The organism is Thalassospira lucentensis MCCC 1A00383 = DSM 14000 (assembly GCF_000421265.1).
Lineage (GTDB): Bacteria > Pseudomonadota > Alphaproteobacteria > Rhodospirillales > Thalassospiraceae > Thalassospira > Thalassospira lucentensis.
On the sequence record NZ_ATWN01000012.1, the window covers coordinates 121,052 to 138,734 of the forward strand.

General features: G+C 52.4%; 17 protein-coding genes. 3 read left to right on the forward strand and 14 right to left on the reverse strand.

Annotation, left to right across the window (positions count from 1 at the left end):
• Nucleotides 1-125: 125 nt before the first annotated feature.
• Nucleotides 126-368 (reverse strand): hypothetical protein, encoded by a 243-nt coding sequence (locus K355_RS0120940; protein WP_022734129.1) that lies wholly within the window; start codon nucleotides 366-368, stop codon nucleotides 126-128.
• 1 nt (nucleotide 369) lies between these two features.
• Nucleotides 370-897: an RNA polymerase sigma factor gene (locus K355_RS0120945; protein ID WP_022734130.1), complete on the reverse strand. Its 528-nt coding sequence runs from the start codon at nucleotides 895-897 to the stop codon at nucleotides 370-372.
• Nucleotides 898-1,238: 341 nt separating this feature from the next.
• Here K355_RS0120945 and K355_RS24640 point away from each other — a divergent pair, with 341 nt between their 5' ends.
• Nucleotides 1,239-1,448: a hypothetical protein gene (locus K355_RS24640; protein WP_022734131.1), complete on the forward strand. Its 210-nt coding sequence runs from the start codon at nucleotides 1,239-1,241 to the stop codon at nucleotides 1,446-1,448.
• A gap of 65 nt (nucleotides 1,449-1,513) precedes the next feature.
• Here K355_RS24640 and K355_RS0120955 read toward each other — a convergent pair whose 3' ends face one another.
• Together K355_RS0120955 and K355_RS0120960 are read right to left on the reverse strand one after the other, a co-directional pair.
• Nucleotides 1,514-2,098 (reverse strand): YqaA family protein, encoded by a 585-nt coding sequence (locus K355_RS0120955; RefSeq protein WP_022734132.1) that lies wholly within the window; start codon nucleotides 2,096-2,098, stop codon nucleotides 1,514-1,516.
• Between the two features lie 114 nt (nucleotides 2,099-2,212).
• Complete coding sequence (locus K355_RS0120960; protein WP_028791832.1) at nucleotides 2,213-2,677, reverse strand: hypothetical protein; 465 nt, start codon at nucleotides 2,675-2,677, stop codon at nucleotides 2,213-2,215.
• Nucleotides 2,678-2,894: 217 nt separating this feature from the next.
• Here K355_RS0120960 and K355_RS0120965 point away from each other — a divergent pair, with 217 nt between their 5' ends.
• Nucleotides 2,895-3,398: a Dps family protein gene (locus K355_RS0120965; protein WP_022734134.1), complete on the forward strand. Its 504-nt coding sequence runs from the start codon at nucleotides 2,895-2,897 to the stop codon at nucleotides 3,396-3,398.
• 75 nt (nucleotides 3,399-3,473) lie between these two features.
• Nucleotides 3,474-4,856, forward strand: coding sequence for a diacylglycerol/lipid kinase family protein (locus K355_RS0120970; protein WP_028791833.1), 1,383 nt, complete (start codon nucleotides 3,474-3,476; stop codon nucleotides 4,854-4,856).
• A 68-nt stretch (nucleotides 4,857-4,924) separates the two neighbouring features.
• Here the strand turns inward: K355_RS0120970 and ftsY are convergent, their stop codons facing one another.
• From ftsY to K355_RS24650, 10 genes are all read right to left on the reverse strand, one after another.
• The gene (ftsY, locus tag K355_RS0120975; protein WP_022734136.1) at nucleotides 4,925-5,860 is read right to left on the reverse strand and encodes a signal recognition particle-docking protein FtsY; all 936 of its coding nucleotides are present in this window, start codon (nucleotides 5,858-5,860) and stop codon (nucleotides 4,925-4,927) included.
• Nucleotides 5,857-7,113, reverse strand: a complete 1,257-nt coding sequence (gene mtaB, locus K355_RS0120980; RefSeq protein ID WP_022734137.1) for a tRNA (N(6)-L-threonylcarbamoyladenosine(37)-C(2))-methylthiotransferase MtaB — start codon at nucleotides 7,111-7,113, stop codon at nucleotides 5,857-5,859. The genes ftsY and mtaB overlap by 4 nt, the downstream gene beginning before the upstream one ends.
• 208 nt (nucleotides 7,114-7,321) lie before the next feature.
• On the reverse strand, nucleotides 7,322-8,347 hold the full coding sequence (locus tag K355_RS0120985) for a GGDEF domain-containing protein (RefSeq protein ID WP_022734138.1): 1,026 nt from the start codon (nucleotides 8,345-8,347) through the stop codon (nucleotides 7,322-7,324).
• Nucleotides 8,348-8,493: 146 nt separating this feature from the next.
• On the reverse strand, nucleotides 8,494-9,426 hold the full coding sequence (argB, locus tag K355_RS0120990; protein ID WP_022734139.1) for an acetylglutamate kinase: 933 nt from the start codon (nucleotides 9,424-9,426) through the stop codon (nucleotides 8,494-8,496).
• Nucleotides 9,427-9,480: 54 nt separating this feature from the next.
• The gene (yihA, locus tag K355_RS0120995) at nucleotides 9,481-10,143 is read right to left on the reverse strand and encodes a ribosome biogenesis GTP-binding protein YihA/YsxC (RefSeq protein WP_022734140.1); all 663 of its coding nucleotides are present in this window, start codon (nucleotides 10,141-10,143) and stop codon (nucleotides 9,481-9,483) included.
• Nucleotides 10,144-10,213: 70 nt separating this feature from the next.
• Nucleotides 10,214-11,926, reverse strand: coding sequence for a membrane protein insertase YidC (gene yidC, locus K355_RS0121000; protein WP_022734141.1), 1,713 nt, complete (start codon nucleotides 11,924-11,926; stop codon nucleotides 10,214-10,216).
• A 45-nt stretch (nucleotides 11,927-11,971) separates the two neighbouring features.
• Entirely contained in the window at nucleotides 11,972-12,283 is a 312-nt protein-coding gene (gene yidD / locus K355_RS0121005; RefSeq protein WP_022734142.1) for a membrane protein insertion efficiency factor YidD, read from the reverse strand.
• A complete protein-coding gene (rnpA, locus tag K355_RS0121010; RefSeq protein ID WP_022734143.1) occupies nucleotides 12,280-12,741 on the reverse strand; it encodes a ribonuclease P protein component in 462 nt (153 codons plus the stop codon). The genes yidD and rnpA overlap by 4 nt, the downstream gene beginning before the upstream one ends.
• A gap of 4 nt (nucleotides 12,742-12,745) precedes the next feature.
• The gene (gene rpmH, locus K355_RS24645) at nucleotides 12,746-12,880 is read right to left on the reverse strand and encodes a 50S ribosomal protein L34 (protein WP_033369208.1); all 135 of its coding nucleotides are present in this window, start codon (nucleotides 12,878-12,880) and stop codon (nucleotides 12,746-12,748) included.
• 159 nt (nucleotides 12,881-13,039) lie between these two features.
• Nucleotides 13,040-17,683, reverse strand: a 4,644-nt coding sequence (locus K355_RS24650; RefSeq protein ID WP_022734144.1) for a beta strand repeat-containing protein, incomplete at its 5' end; no start/stop codon positions are given.

The window sequence follows — 17,683 nt, forward strand, 5'->3', positions numbered from 1 at the left end:
TTTCGAGGAGGTGCCTTAGACGTTGAGGGAAAAGACGGTCAACCTCGATATATCGTTACTATCTGACCACTGGTCACTAAAGTCAATATTATTTTATATCAACTTCCATGCATTAAATGCATATCTCAGCTGCATGCCCCTACTTTACTTGCCATTTCGCGCAATTTTTTCAGACGACGAAACGCTTCGATATCAAGTGTCCCGTCGTCACCTATATAGTCTGCTTGTATGCTTTCAACAACATCAGCTGCCCGCAGGTCACTTTCTACAAGACTTTCAATTTCTTGCTCTTCTTCTTTGCCCCCAAGTGTCCCGCGAACGTAGGCAAGGATGTCCTCCTTGCCATAGATCGCAAGAACCGCACACATTTTAAGCTGCCTCCGACACATAACGGGATGCATGTTCACGTGCTTCGATTCGACCGACTGACGCACGCAGCTTACGGCGTGCACGGCCAACGCGGGATTTTACAGTCCCGATTTCCACACACATCTGATCCGCAGCATCCTGATAGGATACGTCCTCAACAGCCGTTAGCATGATTGCTTCACGTTCCTGCTCAGGCAGTTCTTCAAGAACGCGGTCAGCATCACGAAGCTGCAAACGCGCCATCTGGTTGCTACCATGACCGTACACATCACCAAGATCATCCCAGTCCACTTGCGGACCACGCGTTTTTTCCCGGCGTTTTCCTGAAATGAACGTGTTGAACAGGATCCGGTGCAACCAAGCCTTCAGGCTCGTACCTTCTTCGAACTGATCCTTTTTGCTGATGGCTTTCAACAGGGTATCCTGAACCAGATCCTGTGCACGATCCATGCTGCCAGCCAGACGATATGCATGACGGCGCAACGCGGGTACATGATCTTCGATTTCATTCATCACTTGTTTAGACATCACAACCTCCTTGTTCGATGGCCCAACCGTAACAAATAAGAATAATAATTAAAGTAAAATCGTGTACTTCACTTAGGCAATACAGTGAAGTTGCTGCATATACATAACAACATCAACACACATATTTGACACTTTATAGTTAACCGACTGAATATACATTCATCACTAAACATAATTACTTTACATTACTTACATAACTCAATTGACTTACGTCAACTAAGCAAGATGGTTGTCTTATGGAACAAACAGCGCTAACGTAACTTACTCCAAAATTTTAAAGTCCTTGATAATCAACGGCTTCAGGCGGATATTAGTCCCGCTGTAAACGACAGGAAACCCACGTGGCATCCCCGAAAAGAACAGAAAAACTCCAGATTATGCTGGATGACGATGAACTAAAGGTCATTGATGACTGGCGTTTTGAGCATCGTATGCCGACACGTGCTGCCGCAATCCGCGAGCTTATCCGCCGCGGATTGATCAACGAAAAGCTCGCTGAACCGGAAACTGATGGCAAAGCCACAACCGATTTCCGCGTTGAATCAGAATAAATTTTCTGTTTGATAATCAAAATGGCCCGGTAATTTTCCGGGCCATTTGTCTTTTTCATGCTGTATCAGCCAGAATTTCGACTGACTTTTGGCTTTCGCCCTTCGAATATACGGGCGATTCCGGTCCCAAAGCCCAGAACCAAAAGCCATAAACCGTAATACCGCAATGCACGCGAAGCCGAAATTGCAATGACAAACAGCCAAATCGGATAGGACGCCGCCCCGGCAGCCAATGCGGCAATTTGCATCGGAACCGGCGTGACACTGATGGCAAACACCACCCAGAACCCACCCGTTTCGAACTTGGTTTGCAAATCGTCGAACTGCGCCTGACCGCCCGCCATATCAATTAGCGGCTGGGCCAGATCGTCAAACAGCAGATAGGCCAAAAGATACAACGCCAATGCACCTGCGACACTGCCCGCAAGAGTCACTGTCGCGACAATAAAACCGCGTGCACGCGACGCGGCCATTACCGGCGCGATCACAATTTCGATGGGAATGGGGATAATTGTGGTTTCCATGAAAGACGCCAGCGCAATTCCCCAAAGCCCCTTTCGCCCCGCCGCCAGCGTAGCGAGGCGATCCTGCCAGATTTTCAGCTTTTGCCTCACCGACGATGGTAATTGTTGTTGTTCATTTTTCGCCATTCAAACCGCCCATTGCCTCGACCTGACAAATACCCGCACAAAGAAACAGCCCGCCCGAAATGGGCGGGCTGCAACTCCCGGAACGTCACGTCACCGAGTTCAAGTTGTGATGTTTTACTCGACGGTTTGATCGTCCGAGAGAGCATTCTGAGCATCTTCAAGTGCGGTCATGGTATTTTGCTTTACCTCTTCCCAGCTTTCGGCGGACGCTTCCTTCGCGTCTTCGAACGCCTCACCAAGCTCGGCGCTTGCACCATCCCATGCCTCAGCAAGTTCATCGACAGCTTCTTCGCTGTCCTGTTTCACACTCGCTGATACCTCGTCATACTGGTCGCCCAACTGGTCGCTTTTTTCTTCGACCCAAGCCAGAAACTCATCTTTCTCTTCATAGGTGAAGTCCTTCGCGTCTTCATACTCGTTCGCGACCTCGTCACCCATTTTGTTGACGTCCGATTTCAGTGCGTCGTCGGTTGCCATCGTATCTGCTTGGTCGGTGGCAGCATTCGATCCGGCATATACAGGACCGGCAACAGCAACAGACATTATCGTACCAACCATAAGTGCAGTTTTACTAAACATCACAACCTCCTTATTCGTGAAATACAGCGCAATTACTTGCACGCTGCTTACAATGATCAACGGATGGGTCAAAAGAATGTTCCAATTATGTTGATTTTAATTCATGGAACTTTTGCCTCCCCCTTTACGTTTTTAAAGCAACTACCCGCGATACGGCGTACGTCTTGCGCCTGTCGCAGTCGCATAAAGACGCTCAAGAAACCAAAGGAGTTTTGAGATGGCACATAGCAGTATGAAAACCGTTGCGAAGGAATTTCCCGTCGATGCCGGTGTCGATCGCAAGGATCGTCAGAAACTTGCCAAAATGCTCACCCGGATCGTTGGTTCGTCGCACGTGCTTTATGCCAAAACCCGCGGCGTTCACTGGAACGTTGTCGGACCAACCTTCTATTCGTTGCATAAAATGACCGAAGAACACTATGAGGATCTGCATGTTGCCAATGATGATATGGCAGAACGCATTCGTGCAATCGGTTTCGCAGCACCGACCGGGATTTCGGAAATGATCGAACATTCCGAAATCACCGATCAGGAAAAGCTCCTTCCGGCCAATGAAATGGTCAAGGAACTGGTCGAGGATCATGAAAAAATGGCCCGCCTGATCCGCGACGGCGTTGCCGCAGCAGAAGAAGTCGAGGACGTAAAAACCGCCGACCTTCTGACCGAACGCATCGGCGTGCATGAAGAATCCGCGTGGATGTTGCGTGCAACAATTTCCTGATCTTGCCATAATGCTGACCGGTGTCTGACACAGGCACCGGTCACAATGCATTTTTCCTTATCAAAGGGGTTCCCGGTGAAAAACTCTGATCTAACGGGCAAAGTCAGTCTGTTGCTGACCAAATCAAAGCTTCCCGACGACTGGCGCCAGAATGGTGCCCAAGCCTTACGTGATGTGTTTGAAGATGCCGGGTATCAGACAAGCCTGACCCTGTGTGAGGATCCATCCAAGATTCGTGACTGCATCATCAACGACACCGAACCGGGTGATATCGTTGTCGTTGGCGGCGGAGATGGCACAATGAATGCCATTCTTGATACCGTGATAGAACACAAGGTGGTGTTGATCCCCCTGCCCCTTGGCACGGCCAATGATTTTGCCCGCACACTGACATTGCTTGATGATCCCTTGACCGCCGCGCGTTCGGCAATTCATGGGCGGATCGCAATGATTGATGTTGGTCAGGTCAATGATCAAACTTTTGTAAACGCGGCGAGCATCGGCGTGCCCGCAGATGCCCGGCACCGGATCAATCCGGATTTAAAACGTGCATTTGGCGCTGTGAGTTATGCAGTGGCAAACTGGCAAAGCTGGCAGGAAATGACACCGATGGATCTGTCGGTAACATGTGGCGATAACGAACCACAATCGCTGACACTCCGGCAATTGACCGTGACCAATGGCCGATATTTTGGTGGCGGCCTGCGCCCAAGCGAAGCCAAACGCCCCGATGACGGCTACCTTCACATGTTTGCCATCCGCGATAGCGTTGATACGCTAAGCGGCATGGACATCGCCGCCGAACTTCTGTTTGGCTCTGTTGATGACAGTACCTATGCCCTGACCATGGAATGTGACGAGATCACCATCACCGGGCAGGATGGTGCACCGATCCTTGCCGACGGCGAAATCATCAGTAAACTTCCCGCACATTTCACCATCCATCGCCGTGCGCTGCCCATATTTGCGCCAAACACCTTTTTTGATTTGGATACAGACGGCCCGCCGCAAGAGGAAAGCCCCCACGCGAACCTTACGCAGCGGGCCCTGGTCAACGACATCATGGTAGATACCCTCGATTTTGCGATCCGGTTGGAAGCAATTTTTCCGGTGGCCAAAAGCGGCACCTTGCGAGCAGTCTGCAACGATGGAGCACGTGATCTCCGCGCTATTTCCCGTCAGCTTGAACTGGCACTGCACGAATATGGCCTTCCGACATCCTCACCTGATCCGGATTTGCACAGTCTAGAAGAACTGCGTGACCATGTTATGGGCTGGTTGCTTGAAAACGCCGACCAGCGGCTGGCACATGGCCTTAAAGCCCGCTCAGATGCTCTGTCAAAGCAGACAGCGCAGATTGACATGTCAGCATTGCCTGCCGATGCGCAACACCCCATCAACGCTCTTAAAAGTGAAATCAGCCGTATCAGCGAAAGTTTTGCGGAACTTAAGGCATAACAAAAAAGGCAGCCACATCAGGCTGCCTTTTTAAATTCTCTGCTCGCATTAAAAATGCAAAAGCAAAACTAGTCTTCGAGCCCCGCCAAACTGCGCGCAAACGATCTGGCTTCGAACGGGCGTAAGTCTTCGGCGGCTTCACCAACACCAATCGCATGCACCGGCTTGCCGAATTTTTCGGCCAGCGCGACAACAACGCCCCCTTTGGCGGTTCCATCAAGCTTGGTGACAATCAGACCGCTAACATTTGTCGCCTGGGAAAATGTTTCGACCTGTGAATGGGCGTTTTGGCCGGTGGTGGCATCAAGCACCAGAAGCGTATCATGCGGTGCCGTTTCATCGCGCTTGGTGATCACCCGGACGATCTTTTTAAGCTCGTCCATCAGATGCGCCTTATTTTGCAGGCGACCGGCAGTATCAACCAACAACACGTCATAGCCTTCGCGCTTTGCCTGATCAATCGCATCAAAGGCAAGACCGGCGGCATCCGCCCCTGTATCCCGCGCAATCACCGGGCAATCGGTGCGTTCACCCCAGACTTTAAGCTGCTCGACCGCGGCTGCACGGAATGTGTCGCCAGCCGCCATCATGACCTTTAAGCCCTGATCCTTATATGTTTTTGCAAGCTTGCCGATTGTAGTGGTTTTGCCCGATCCATTAACACCAACCACCAAAATCACATGGGGTTTCTTTGTCGGATCAATCACCAGTGGCTTTGCCACCGGCTCCAGGATTTTGGCAACTTCGTCGGCGATGAATTGCTGAATTTCAGCAGAATCGACTTCTTTGTCGAACCGGGTTTTGGCCAGTTCCGCGCTCAGCTTGGCTGCGGTTGTAACCCCAAGGTCCGATGTAATCAGAAGATCTTCAAATTCTTCAAGCGCATCATCATCAAGACGGCGCTTGGTGAAGATGTCGGCAATCCCGGTGGTCAGCTTTGAGGAGGAGCGTTTCAGCCCGTTTTTTAACCGGGCAAACCAGCTTGTCTTCCCCTCTTCACTCATCCCGTAAGCTCCGCTATCAATTTTCCATCTTCAAGGCCGGTTACTTTGGCCTTGGCTATCGTGCCCGCTTCTATCACGCGATCAAGCATAACGGGAGCAAAATGCTCCGTATGGCCGGTATTTTCCTTTTCAACCAAGACATTCTCGATCATGCCGATGCGTGACTTCAAAAATGTGTTGAGTTGAATATCCCCTGCGGCACGCAAAGCAGCCGCACGATCCTTACGAATGTCTTTTCGCACCTGGGGCATTTTTGCCGCCGGTGTGCCAGGCCTAGAGGAATACGGGAAGACATGCAGGTAAATCAGGCCGCATTCGTCAACAAGACGCAGCGTATTTTCAGCCATCTCGTCGGTTTCGGTTGGGAAACCGGCAATAATATCGGCGCCAAACGTCACATCAGATCGCAGATCACGGACTTTTTGGCAAAAATCCACTACGTCCTGACGTAAATGACGACGTTTCATGCGTTTGAGAACCATGTCATCACCCGCCTGCAAACTGATATGCATATGGGGCATCAGACGCGGTTCAGTTTCGATCAAACGGAATAAATCCTCATCAACCTCGACCGGGTCAATCGATGAAATGCGCAGACGCGGCAGTTCAGGCACCTGTGCCAGCAACCGACGTGACATCTGGCCCAAGGTTGGTTTGCCCGGTAAATCATGACCATAGGACGTAATATCAACACCGGTCAGAACAACTTCGCCATATCCGTTAGCCACAAGTTCGCGCACCTGACTAACGATCTCGCCCATCGGCACACTGCGGGAATTCCCACGGCCAAACGGGATGATGCAAAACGTACAACGATGATCACAACCGTTTTGGACCTGCACAAAGGCGCGCGCACGGCCTTCAAACCCGGAAACAAGGTGACTTGCGGTTTCCTCGACCGACATGATGTCGTTAACGACAACACGTTCGTGGTCGGGCATCAGGAATGTTTCGGCCTTCATCTTGGCATCGTTGCCAAAAATACGGTCGATCTCGCCCATCTTGGCGAATTTGTCCGGGTTGACCTGAACCGCACAGCCGGTCACAAAAATCTTGGCGTCCGGGTTTTCACGACGCAGGCGACGGATGCTTTGTCGCGCCTGACGTTCTGCCTCGGTCGTGACCGCACATGTATTGATAATGATCGCATCATCAAGTCCCGCATTTTTGGCATGGTCGCGCATCACCTCGGATTCATAGGTGTTCAAACGACATCCAAATGTAACGACGCGTGGCTCTTTGATGCTCGACATTTTGCGATCAATCTCAGGTTCGGGAAATATTCCACAATGTCCCTCACTGAAGGGCAAGTGCGGAGCGCCCGGCAAGGTCAATCACCTTGTCGGGCGCTGGTTACATACGCTTTTGCACTGTTTAATGCAAGCCTGCGCCGTTCATGGCACACATGCACAAGACGCGCAAAACAACGCCCTTTGGGCACATTTACAGTAGAACGATGTCTTACTCGGCAGCAAAGTGACGGTTGCGACCATCCTTTTTTGCGCGGTACAGCGCACTGTCTGCACGATCAATCAGTTTTGCCCCGCCTTCATGGGCAACATATTCCGCCGCACCGACTGAAACCGTCATGTGGCCATATGAGGCCCCGGAATTCTTTGCCTTGATCTCACGTGCGGCGATGCGTTTACTCATATCGGCGGCAACTTCCATCGCATCATCAAGCGAGGTTTGCGGAAGCAAAATCGCGAATTCATCGCCGCCATAACGCGCGACAATATCCCGACCCTTGATGTTGGCCTTAAGCATCGATGCGATCAAAACCAGAATTTCGTCGCCGATCCGATGACCAAACCGGTCATTGATGGACTTGAACTGATCAAGATCCACCATCATCACACAAAACGGCTCGGCGTCTTGGCTGCTGTCATATTCCTTGGCAAGCTGGGACAACTGTTCTTCGAAATACATGCGATTTGAAACGCGGGTCAGGCCATCTGTGTAAGACCGTTCGCGGGTTTGCTCAAGTTCGCGCTGAAGCAAAACAACGCGGTTAAGATATCCGTCCAACCGCACATGAAGGTTGTCGATGGTGGATTTCATTTCTTCGGTCTGGTCAACAATCTCGCCCACAACCGGCCCGACGTCCTTGTGCGCGCGAAGGGTCCCCAACGAACTTTTCAGCAGTTCACCATAACTTCGGATATTGTTTCGCGCCGACGTCAGGCATTCGTCACTGTTTTCGACAACCTGCGAAAAATCTTCCATTCCGCGCTGAAGGAAATCGGCGGCCTGACGGTCAAAGATATACCGATAGTATAGCTGCAGAAGGGTATCTTCGGCGAGATCATCACCGCTGGCATTTACCGCATCAATAACCCGCAATATTTCCGGGTTTTCCGCAGCAAAATAAATGAACCACACATGATAAAGTTCGGGTGTTGGGCGCAAACCGCGATCACGCAGAGCTTTCAGGGTTGCGTCGGCATACCCCCAATGACGAGATATCTGTTCTTCCGTCGTCGGCACAACGGTTGCTCCGGGTAATTTTATAAAAAAATCTCAATGGGTTATGATGATTTCGCATCAAATTCCGCACCAAGTTATCCTAATTCATCCCGCAGGGCCAGATTTACCCAGCAAAAACTATACTAAAGTGGTGGAATCTTTCCGGACTACTCACGCGCCCGGATCATCGTGCCTGCACCACGTTCTGTAAACAGCTCCAGCAAGACCGCATGCGGCGCACGACCATCAACAATTACAGACGCTTCAACCCCGTTCTGCACTGCATCCATGCAGGTTTCAGTTTTAGGTATCATGCCGCCTTGAATGGTCCCGTCCGCGATCATCTCATTGATATGGTCAATGGTGGCGTCCCGAACAAGGTTCTTGTCTCCATCAAGTATACCTTTTACATCCGTCAGCATATACAAACGGCTTGCACCGACCGCCTTGGCAATTGCGCCGGCGGCGGTATCCGCATTAATATTGTATGTCTGACCGTCTTCGCCAACACCAATGGGCGAAATAACCGGAATAATGTCGGTATTGATAAAGCAATCAAGCACATGCGGGTCCACTTTGACCGGTTCGCCGACAAAGCCAAGATCGAGCACTTTTTCGATATTGCTTTCAGGATCACGTTTGGTCCGCGTTAGTTTACGCGCGGTGATAAGATTGGCATCCTTACCGCACAGACCAACAGCAACGCCGCCAGCGGCATTGATGTTTGAAACGATTTCCTTGTTGATTTTCCCGGCCAGAACCATTTCGACAACATCGATGGTCTGTTGATCGGTCACCCGAAGACCATCAACAAATTCCGACTGGATATTAAGCTGCTTAAGCATCTGGCCAATCTGCGGCCCCCCGCCATGCACCACAATCGGGTTCATGCCGACCTGCTTTAAAAGCACCACATCCTGCGCAAACAAACGCGCCAGTTCGGGGTCACCCATTGCGTGACCGCCGTATTTAATCACAATCGTCTGACCGTTAAAGCGACGCATATAGGGAAGAGCTTCGGATAGGACCTTCGCACGGGCCAACGTCCGGTATGCGCTGGATTCCGATTGATCTTCTTCAGAACGGATTTCTTCGTTCATCCTACTCTTCCCCATATTAACGCATCAGGATATTAACGCATCAGACCGGCAATTTTACAGCAGCGACGCAATTTCAGCGCGCAATTCGGCCAGTCCGGTATTCTTTTCACTCGACGTCGCAAAGATTTTTGGCAAGGCCGCTGGATGCTTAACCAGTGCGTTGACCACTTCCTTGATACGTTTTTCGAGCTGTCCCTTTTTTAGCTTATCAGCCTTGGTCAGCACAACCTGATAGGTCACGGCACTTTCATCAAGCACCTTCATCATGTCGAGGTCGGCTTTCATAAAGCCATGCCGTGAATCGATCAACACGAAGACACGCCGCAGGGTTACCCGACCACGCAGATACTGCTTGATCAGGTTTTGCCACGTATCAACGATGTCTTTTGGGGCTTGCGCAAAGCCATAGCCCGGCAAATCGACAACATGGCACGCACCATCAAGATCAAAATAGTTAAGCTGCTGCGTCCGGCCTGGTGTGTTGGACGTACGGGCAATGTCCTTACGGCCCGTGATCGCGTTGATCAGGCTCGATTTACCAACATTGGACCGTCCGGCAAAACAGATTTCAGTTTTGTCTTCAGGCGGCAATTGCTCAAGCTGGGCGACACCCAAAAGAAAGGTAACCGGGCGGGAAAAAAGTTTCCGCCCGGCTTCAATTTGCGGTGCTTTGTATGTCGGTATTGACGTTACCGACGGCAGGTTTTCGTCTGTCATCGTTCTTCCTTCCCCATGTTCCGGGGATCTTCCCCGAAGGGAAGATCAACCCAGAAAGGGTAGATGGGGATTAAATCCCCATCTTATACATGATGTAGCGCTGCTGAATGATCGACAGCGTGTTGTTCCAGGCCCAATAGATCACAAGACCAGCCGGGAAGCTTGCCAGCATGAAGGTAAAGATCAGCGGCAAGAACATCATGATCTTTGCCTGGGTCGGATCGGCAGGCGCCGGGTTGAGTTTCTGCTGCAGGAACATGGTAAGACCCATGATCAGCGGCCAGACACCAATCATCAACATCTGCGGCGGATCAAACGGGATCAGACCAAACAGGTTGAACAAAGACGTCGGATCCGGAGCAGACAAATCCTGAATCCAGCCAAAGAACGGCGCGTGGCGCATCTCAATGCTCACAAACAGAACCTTGTACAGTGCAAAGAACACCGGGATCTGTACAATAATTGGCAAACAACCCGAGGCAGGATTGATTTTCTCACGCTTGTACAGCGCCATCATTTCCTGTTGCTGACGTTGGCGGTCATCCTTGAACTGCTCGCGCATTTCAGTGATCTGCGGCTGCAGCTTTTTCATCGCACTCATGGATTTGTACGATTTATTCGCCAACGGGAACATGACTGCCTTAACGGCGACTGTGATCAGCAAAATGGCAACACCGAAGTTACCAACAAGATGATACATCCACTGTAGAACAAGGAAGAACGGCTTGGTCAGGAAGTAGAACCAGCCAAAATCAATCGCGAGATCGAAATTGGTGATGCCGTAGTCCTCGGCATAAGTATCAAGCAGGGTTACTTCCTTGGCACCCGCAAACAGACGGGTTTCCGCCTTTGCTTCGCTGCCATTGGCAACCGTGCGAGCTGCACCAAGATAATCGGTCTGATACTTGTCCGTATTTTCAGCAAAATGGTGGCTGAAACGCGTGGTCATTTCCTCGTCCGAGGAAGGTGCCAGCGCAACCAGCCAATATTTATCGGTGATGCCAAGCCAGCCGCCGGTGGTTTTCTTTTCAACCGCACCATCATCGGCAAGATCATCATAATCGATCTCGGTCAAAGTCCCGTCGATCACGCCAAGCGGGCCTTCATGCAGGATATAAAACCCTGCGGTCTGCGGCTTGTTCTTGCGCGAAATCAAGCCGTAAGGATGCAGGGTAACTTCGCTACCGCTGTTATTAACCACTGACTGATTAACGGTGAACAGATAATTCTGATCGATGGAAATTTCGCGTTTGAAGGTCAGGCCGGCACCGTTATCCCAACTTAGCGTAATCGGGTTATCAACCGTCAGGGTGTCGCCACTTGCGCTCCAGCGGGTTTCGCTGCTGGGCAGAACAACATCCTTGCCCGTACCGACCCAGCCGAACTCCGCGAAATAGGCATCATTGCTGCCGGTCGGGTTCAAAACATGGATCAGCGGGCTGTCGGGTTCTTCGGTTTCGTGATAATCCTGAAGCTGGATATCATCAATCACACCGCCGATAAGACGTATCGAACCTTCGACGCGCGCCGTATCAATTGCGATACGTGGTGATTTCGCCAGTGCATCATCCCGATTAACGGTCGGGACAGCAGGCTGCCCCCCCGGGACACTTGGCCCACCGGTGGATGCCTCCGGCGGATTACTACCACTTGCATCAAGCTGTTCGCGAACTTGCGCTTCACGAACCTGAGGACCAGGCTCGGGCGCGAAGAAGAATTGCCAACCGATGAGAATCACAACTGCCGATGCAATTGCGACCCATAGGTTACGTTGTTCGTTCATCGCTTCTTTCCGCTTTTCTCAGCCAGCATCAACCGACCGATTATTCTATTTACATGACGAAAGCGCCGGGGATCGGTTTTCACCATCCGACGACGCTTTGTTTTGTTCGCAGCCACATTCGGGCACCGGATCATAACCATGACCACCCCATGGATGGCAACGCATTATCCGTTTAAATCCCATCCAGCCGCCTTTTATTGCCCCATGACGGGCCAATGCTTCCATCATGAAAGCCGAACAGGTCGGCTGATAACGGCAAGACCACCCGATATAAGGCGATAAAAAGAGCTGGTAACCGCGAACTGCGATTTGAAGAAGACGTGCAAGGGGACCGGGGGATGGACTCGAAGAGTTCATGTCGCAGGACCTCCTGCCTTTGTCGAACCGCCGGGCTTCTTTGCGCCGCCGCCCTTACGGGGACGACGAGAATCGGCCGGAGACGGCTTTGCATCAGGGACTCGGCGCAGGGCAAACCGCATATCATCAACCAGCTTTTCAAAAGGCCTATCAATGGTTTGGTTACGACCGATCACAACATAATCCCAACCGGGCAATGCGAGTTCAGCCATCAATTGCTCTGCCACAGCACGCAAACGCCGCCGAACGCGATTGCGGACGACGGCCTTTCCCACCTTTTTGGTGACAGTAAAGCCTACTCGTACGAGCAGGTCTTCACCGGCGTATTCTGTATCCGGTTTGATCCCCGGGCGTGGTGCGCCCTGCAGGATCAATCCCTGTGTAACCCATTTTCGGCGGGTGCCCGCAACACGGAGGAATTCCGTACGCTTTTTAAGGCGTTCCACCGAAATGGTCACAACATTAGGCCGACAGACGCTTGCGGCCCTTGGCGCGGCGTGCGGTAAGCACACGGCGGCCACCGACGGTCGCGCTGCGGGAACGGAAGCCGTGGCGGCGTTTCCGTACGAGATTGCTAGGCTGGTAGGTGCGCTTCACTGCACTTACTCCGTTCTAAATAAGGTAATCCGATAAAATTCGAGGTCCGCTGTATAGGACTTCACACCCATGCTGTCAACTCGTGACAAGGTGTTGGTCCCCAGAAAACCGGCAATGCCGTCGGGATTTTGTCCCGACGGCACCCGAAATGCGAATTCGTCACCATTCGATACGTTCGACGTTGGAGAATGTCAACTCAGAACCGTCCGAAAAGACGATAGTTCCCGACGAATCGGTAGAAAGTTCCAGATGGTGCTTTTTCGAATCGGTGATTTCACCTTCATCAAGGATCAGGGTCCAGTCACTCGAGTCGATTTTGCCGCCACCTATGCCGTTCAATTCGATGGTGTCCGTGGTCCATCCATTGGCTCCACCATCAACATAGTCATTGCCTTCGCCCATGTTAAAGATGAACAGATCCGACCCACCGTCGCCATAAAGCGTATCGTCGCCTATGCCGCCGATCAGGGTGTCGTCGTCATCCCCGCCAAACAGTGTGTCATTACCATCGCCACCATCAAGGGTATCCCTGCCTGCACCGCCCAGAAGAGTGTCGTCACCTTCATCGCCATACAGCTTGTCATCACCCCCGCCACTGCTCAGCGTATCGTCGCCTGAGCCGCCATAGAAGGTGTCCTTGCCCCATCCGCCGGTCAGCGTGTCGTTATCCGCCCCGCCGTCGAAATAGTTATCGCCGCCGTCGGCAACAAGAATGTCGTTCCCATCGCCGCCAAAGAAGCTGTCATTGCCCCAAGTGCCATGGATGGAGTCGTCACCACCCTCACCCCAGACTTTGTTTCTCCCGTCGCCAACATCGATATTGTCATTCCCATCGCCAGCATTGACCGTATCATTGCCGCCGCTTGCGGTGATGCTGTCGTTACCGCTGCCTGTTTCGATGATGTTATTCCCACCACCCGCGGAAATCGTATTGTTGCCATCTCCGGCATAAATTTTGTCATTTTCCGAACCGGTGCTGATGGTATCGTTACCAGACCCCGCCCAGATGGTGTTTTTGCCTTCGCCAGCGGTTATTTCGTTGTTGCCGTCCCCACCAATGATCGTGTCGTCGTCACTTCCTGACGTAATGCGATCATTGCCAGACCCGGTTGCTATGTAATTTTCACCCTCGCCTGCGCTGACGTAGTTGTCGCCATCGCCCCCAAGGATTGTGTCGTCACCACTCCCGGCATACAGGCTGTCATTGCCTGCACCGGTTTCAATATGGTTATTACCCTCGTTGGCATAGATGATGTTGTCACCGTCGCTGGCATAGATACTGTCGTCATCGCTGCCGCCAGTGATGTAGTTGTTCCCCGATCCGCCATAGATCGTATTTTCGCCTTCACCACCGTGAACGGTATCATTGCCAGCACCGGCATCAATGTAATCGTCACCACCGTCGCCGGTGACACTATCGTCACCGTCACCAGCATAGATTACATCATTGCCATTCCCGGCCCAGATCGTGTCATTGCCGGCATTGGTTGAAATCGTGTCATGACCGCCACCAGAACCGATGGTGTCATTGCCCGATCCGGTTTCGATGTTATCATTCGAATCAGAGCCCCAGACAACTTCATCCGCAGCAACCATTTCTTCAATCGTGACGTCAAGAATGGCGGTGGTCGTTGCGGTGTCATCACCATCGCGCGACTGCACAGAAACATTGAGCTCAAACGTGCCGGAATAGTCACTGGCCGCGGCAATCGTCAGGCCAACCAATTGCGCGGACGTCAGGGTCCATGTGCCATCACCGTTGTTGGTCCCGGCAGACAAAGTTGCCCCCGACGGCACGCCACTAATGGTAATGCTCAGCGTTTCGCTGCTATCGGTCACGGCGGCATCGATATCCAGTGCAACGCTGTTACCTTCGTCACCGCTGGCATCCGACACCTCAAGGGTTGGCGTGTCGGCAACACCCTCAACATCCACTGTGATGGTATCTGAAACACTTGCGGTATCATCACCATCGGTCGAAGTCACCGTCACAGTCAGATCAAATGATCCACTAAAGTCATCTGCCGGTTTGATCGTCAAACCATCAAGATCACCAGCCGACAGCGTCCAGGTCCCATCACCATTATTGCTACCAGCCGACAGAGTTGCCCCATCCGGAACGCCAGAAATCGTAACGGACAGAACTTCGGACGCGTCACTTAGCCCTGCGTCGATATCAAGTTCAATGTTGGTATCTTCATCACCAGACGCGTCACTTGCTTCAACTGTCGGCGCATCGGCAACGCCGGCAACATCCACCGTGATGGTGTCCGAGACACTCGCGGTATCGTCGCCATCGGTCGAGGTCACCGTCACACTCAGATCAAACGATCCGCTATAGTCATCTGCCGGTTTGATCGTCAAACCATCAAGATCGCCAGCCGACAAAGTCCAGGTGCCATCCCCATTATCGGCACCAGCCGACAGGCTCGCACCATCTGGAACGCCAGAAATCGTGACGGAAAGAACTTCCGACGCATCGCTTAGACCTGCGTCGATATCAAGCGCGATGCTGCTATCTTCATCACCAGACGCGTCAATCACATCAAGGGTCGGCGTATCGGCAACACCGGCAATATCAACCGTGATGACATCGGTGACACTCGCAGTATCTTCGCTGTCGGCCGAGGTCACTGTCACACTCAGATCGAATGATCCCGAATAATCATCCGCAGGGGTAATCGTCAGACCTTCAAGGTCACCAGACGAAAGAGTCCATGTGCCATCCCCATTATCCGTACCCGCCGACAGGATCGCACCATCCGGAACACCGGAGATCGTCACAGTGAGAACTTCACTGGAATCTGTCAGGCCAGCATCGATATCAAGTGCGATCGCGCTGTCTTCATTGCCAGAAGCGTTCGACGTCTCAAGGGTTGGCGCGTCAGCCACACCGGCAACATCAACTGTGATCGAACCACTGGTCGTCGCAACATCTTCACCGTCGGCAGACTGCGCCGTCACACCAAGGTCGAACGAACCGCTGAAGTCGTCGGCCGGGGTAATCGTCAGACCTTCAAGATCATCCGATCCAAGTGTCCATGTGCCATCGCCATTATCGGTACCAGCCGACAAAGTCGCACCATCCGGTACGCCAGAGATGGTCACCGTCAGAACTTCCGAGCTATCGGTAAGGCCTGCGTCGATATCCAGTGCAATGGCAGAATCTTCGTTGCCAGACGCATCCGCCACATTCAGCGTCGGCGCATCGGCGACACCAGCTACATCAACCGTGATTGACCCAGAGGTCGTCGCAATATCTTCGCCATCAGCCGACTGAGCCGTCACACCAAGATCAAACGAGCCGCTAAAGTCGTCCGCAGGCGTAATTGTCAGACCATTCAAATCACCCGACGATAGCGTCCACGTACCATCGCCATTATCGGTGCCAGCCGACAGGGTCGCACCATCCGGAACGCCAGAGATCGTGACTGTAAGTGTCTCGCTGGAATCTGTTAGCCCGGCGTCAATATCAAGCGCAATGGCGCTGTCTTCCGAACCGCTGGCGTTCGAAACTTCAAGTGTAGGCAGATCAGCATCGCCAATCACATCCACCATCACTGTGTCAGAAACACTTGCGATATCAACGCCGTCTTGTGTGCTCGCTGTAATTTGAAGATCGAAACTACCACTATAATCAGAAGGGGGTGTAACCGAGAGCCCAGCAAGATCATCCGACGACAAGGTCCAAGTACCATCCCCGTTATCGGTACCAGCAGACAGCGTAGCGCCATCCGGAACACCAGAGATCGTGATCGTCAAGGTTTCTGAACTATCGGTCAGACCTGCGTCGATGTTGAGCGCGATCGCGCTGTCTTCATTGCCAGAAGCATCCATAACATCAAGTGTTGGCGCGTCGGCAACACTGGCGACATCAACTGTGATCGACCCAGAGGTCGTCGCAACATCTTCACCATCTGCCGACTGTGCGGTCACACCAAGATCAAACGAACCGCTGAAGTCGTCGGCCGGGGTAATCGTCAGACCTTCCAGATCGTCCGATCCAAGTGTCCAGGTGCCATCGCCATTATCCGTACCCGCAGACAAGCTTGCACCGTCCGGAACACCGGAGATGGTTACGGTTAATGTTTCGGAGCTGTCGGTAAGACCGGCATCAATGTCAAGCGCAATCGCCGAATCTTCAGTACCAGACGCATCCGCCACATCAAGTGTCGGCGCATCCGCAACACCAGCTACATCAACTGTGATGGTATCGCTAACATTGGCAACGTTTTCACCATCCACAGACTGGGCAATGACGCCCAAGTCAAAGCTTCCAGAGAAGTCATCAGCAGGTGTGATCGTCAGACCTTCAAGGTCACCAGACGATAGCGTCCACGTGCCATCGCCATTATCGGTACCAGCCGACAAAGTCGCGCCGTCCGGCACGCCAGAGATGGTGATCGTCAGAACCTCGGAGCTGTCGGTAAGGCCAGCATCGATATCAAGTGCGATCGCGCTGTCTTCATTGCCAGAAGCGTTCGACGTCTCAAGCGTTGGCGCATCTGCCACACCGGCAACATCAACTGTGATGTTACCGCTAACATCGGCAACATCTTCACCATCCGCAGACTGAGCCGTCACACCAAGATCAAACGAACCGCTGAAGTCGTCGGCCGGGGTAATCGTCAGACCTTCCAGATCGTCCGATCCAAGTGTCCAGGTGCCATCACCATTATCCGTACCCGCAGACAAGGTTGCACCATCTGGAACGCCGGAGATCGTGACTGTAAGCGTCTCACTGGAATCCGTCAGACCCGCATCGATATCAAGGGCGATCGCACTGTCTTCAGAGCCAGAGGC

Coding starts and splice junctions, on each gene's coding strand:
- ftsY (WP_022734136.1), bottom strand. CDS start 5,860: ATGAGTGAAGAGGGGAAGACAAGCTGGTTTGCCCGGTTAAAAAACGGG.
- K355_RS0120940 (WP_022734129.1), bottom strand. CDS start 368: ATGTGTGCGGTTCTTGCGATCTATGGCAAGGAGGACATCCTTGCCTAC.
- argB (WP_022734139.1), bottom strand. CDS start 9,426: ATGAACGAAGAAATCCGTTCTGAAGAAGATCAATCGGAATCCAGCGCA.
- yidC (WP_022734141.1), bottom strand. CDS start 11,926: ATGAACGAACAACGTAACCTATGGGTCGCAATTGCATCGGCAGTTGTG.
- K355_RS0120955 (WP_022734132.1), bottom strand. CDS start 2,098: ATGGCGAAAAATGAACAACAACAATTACCATCGTCGGTGAGGCAAAAG.
- K355_RS0120960 (WP_028791832.1), bottom strand. CDS start 2,677: ATGTTTAGTAAAACTGCACTTATGGTTGGTACGATAATGTCTGTTGCT.
- K355_RS0120945 (WP_022734130.1), bottom strand. CDS start 897: ATGTCTAAACAAGTGATGAATGAAATCGAAGATCATGTACCCGCGTTG.
- K355_RS0120965 (WP_022734134.1), top strand. CDS start 2,895: ATGGCACATAGCAGTATGAAAACCGTTGCGAAGGAATTTCCCGTCGAT.
- yihA (WP_022734140.1), bottom strand. CDS start 10,143: ATGACAGACGAAAACCTGCCGTCGGTAACGTCAATACCGACATACAAA.
- mtaB (WP_022734137.1), bottom strand. CDS start 7,113: ATGTCGAGCATCAAAGAGCCACGCGTCGTTACATTTGGATGTCGTTTG.
- yidD (WP_022734142.1), bottom strand. CDS start 12,283: ATGAACTCTTCGAGTCCATCCCCCGGTCCCCTTGCACGTCTTCTTCAA.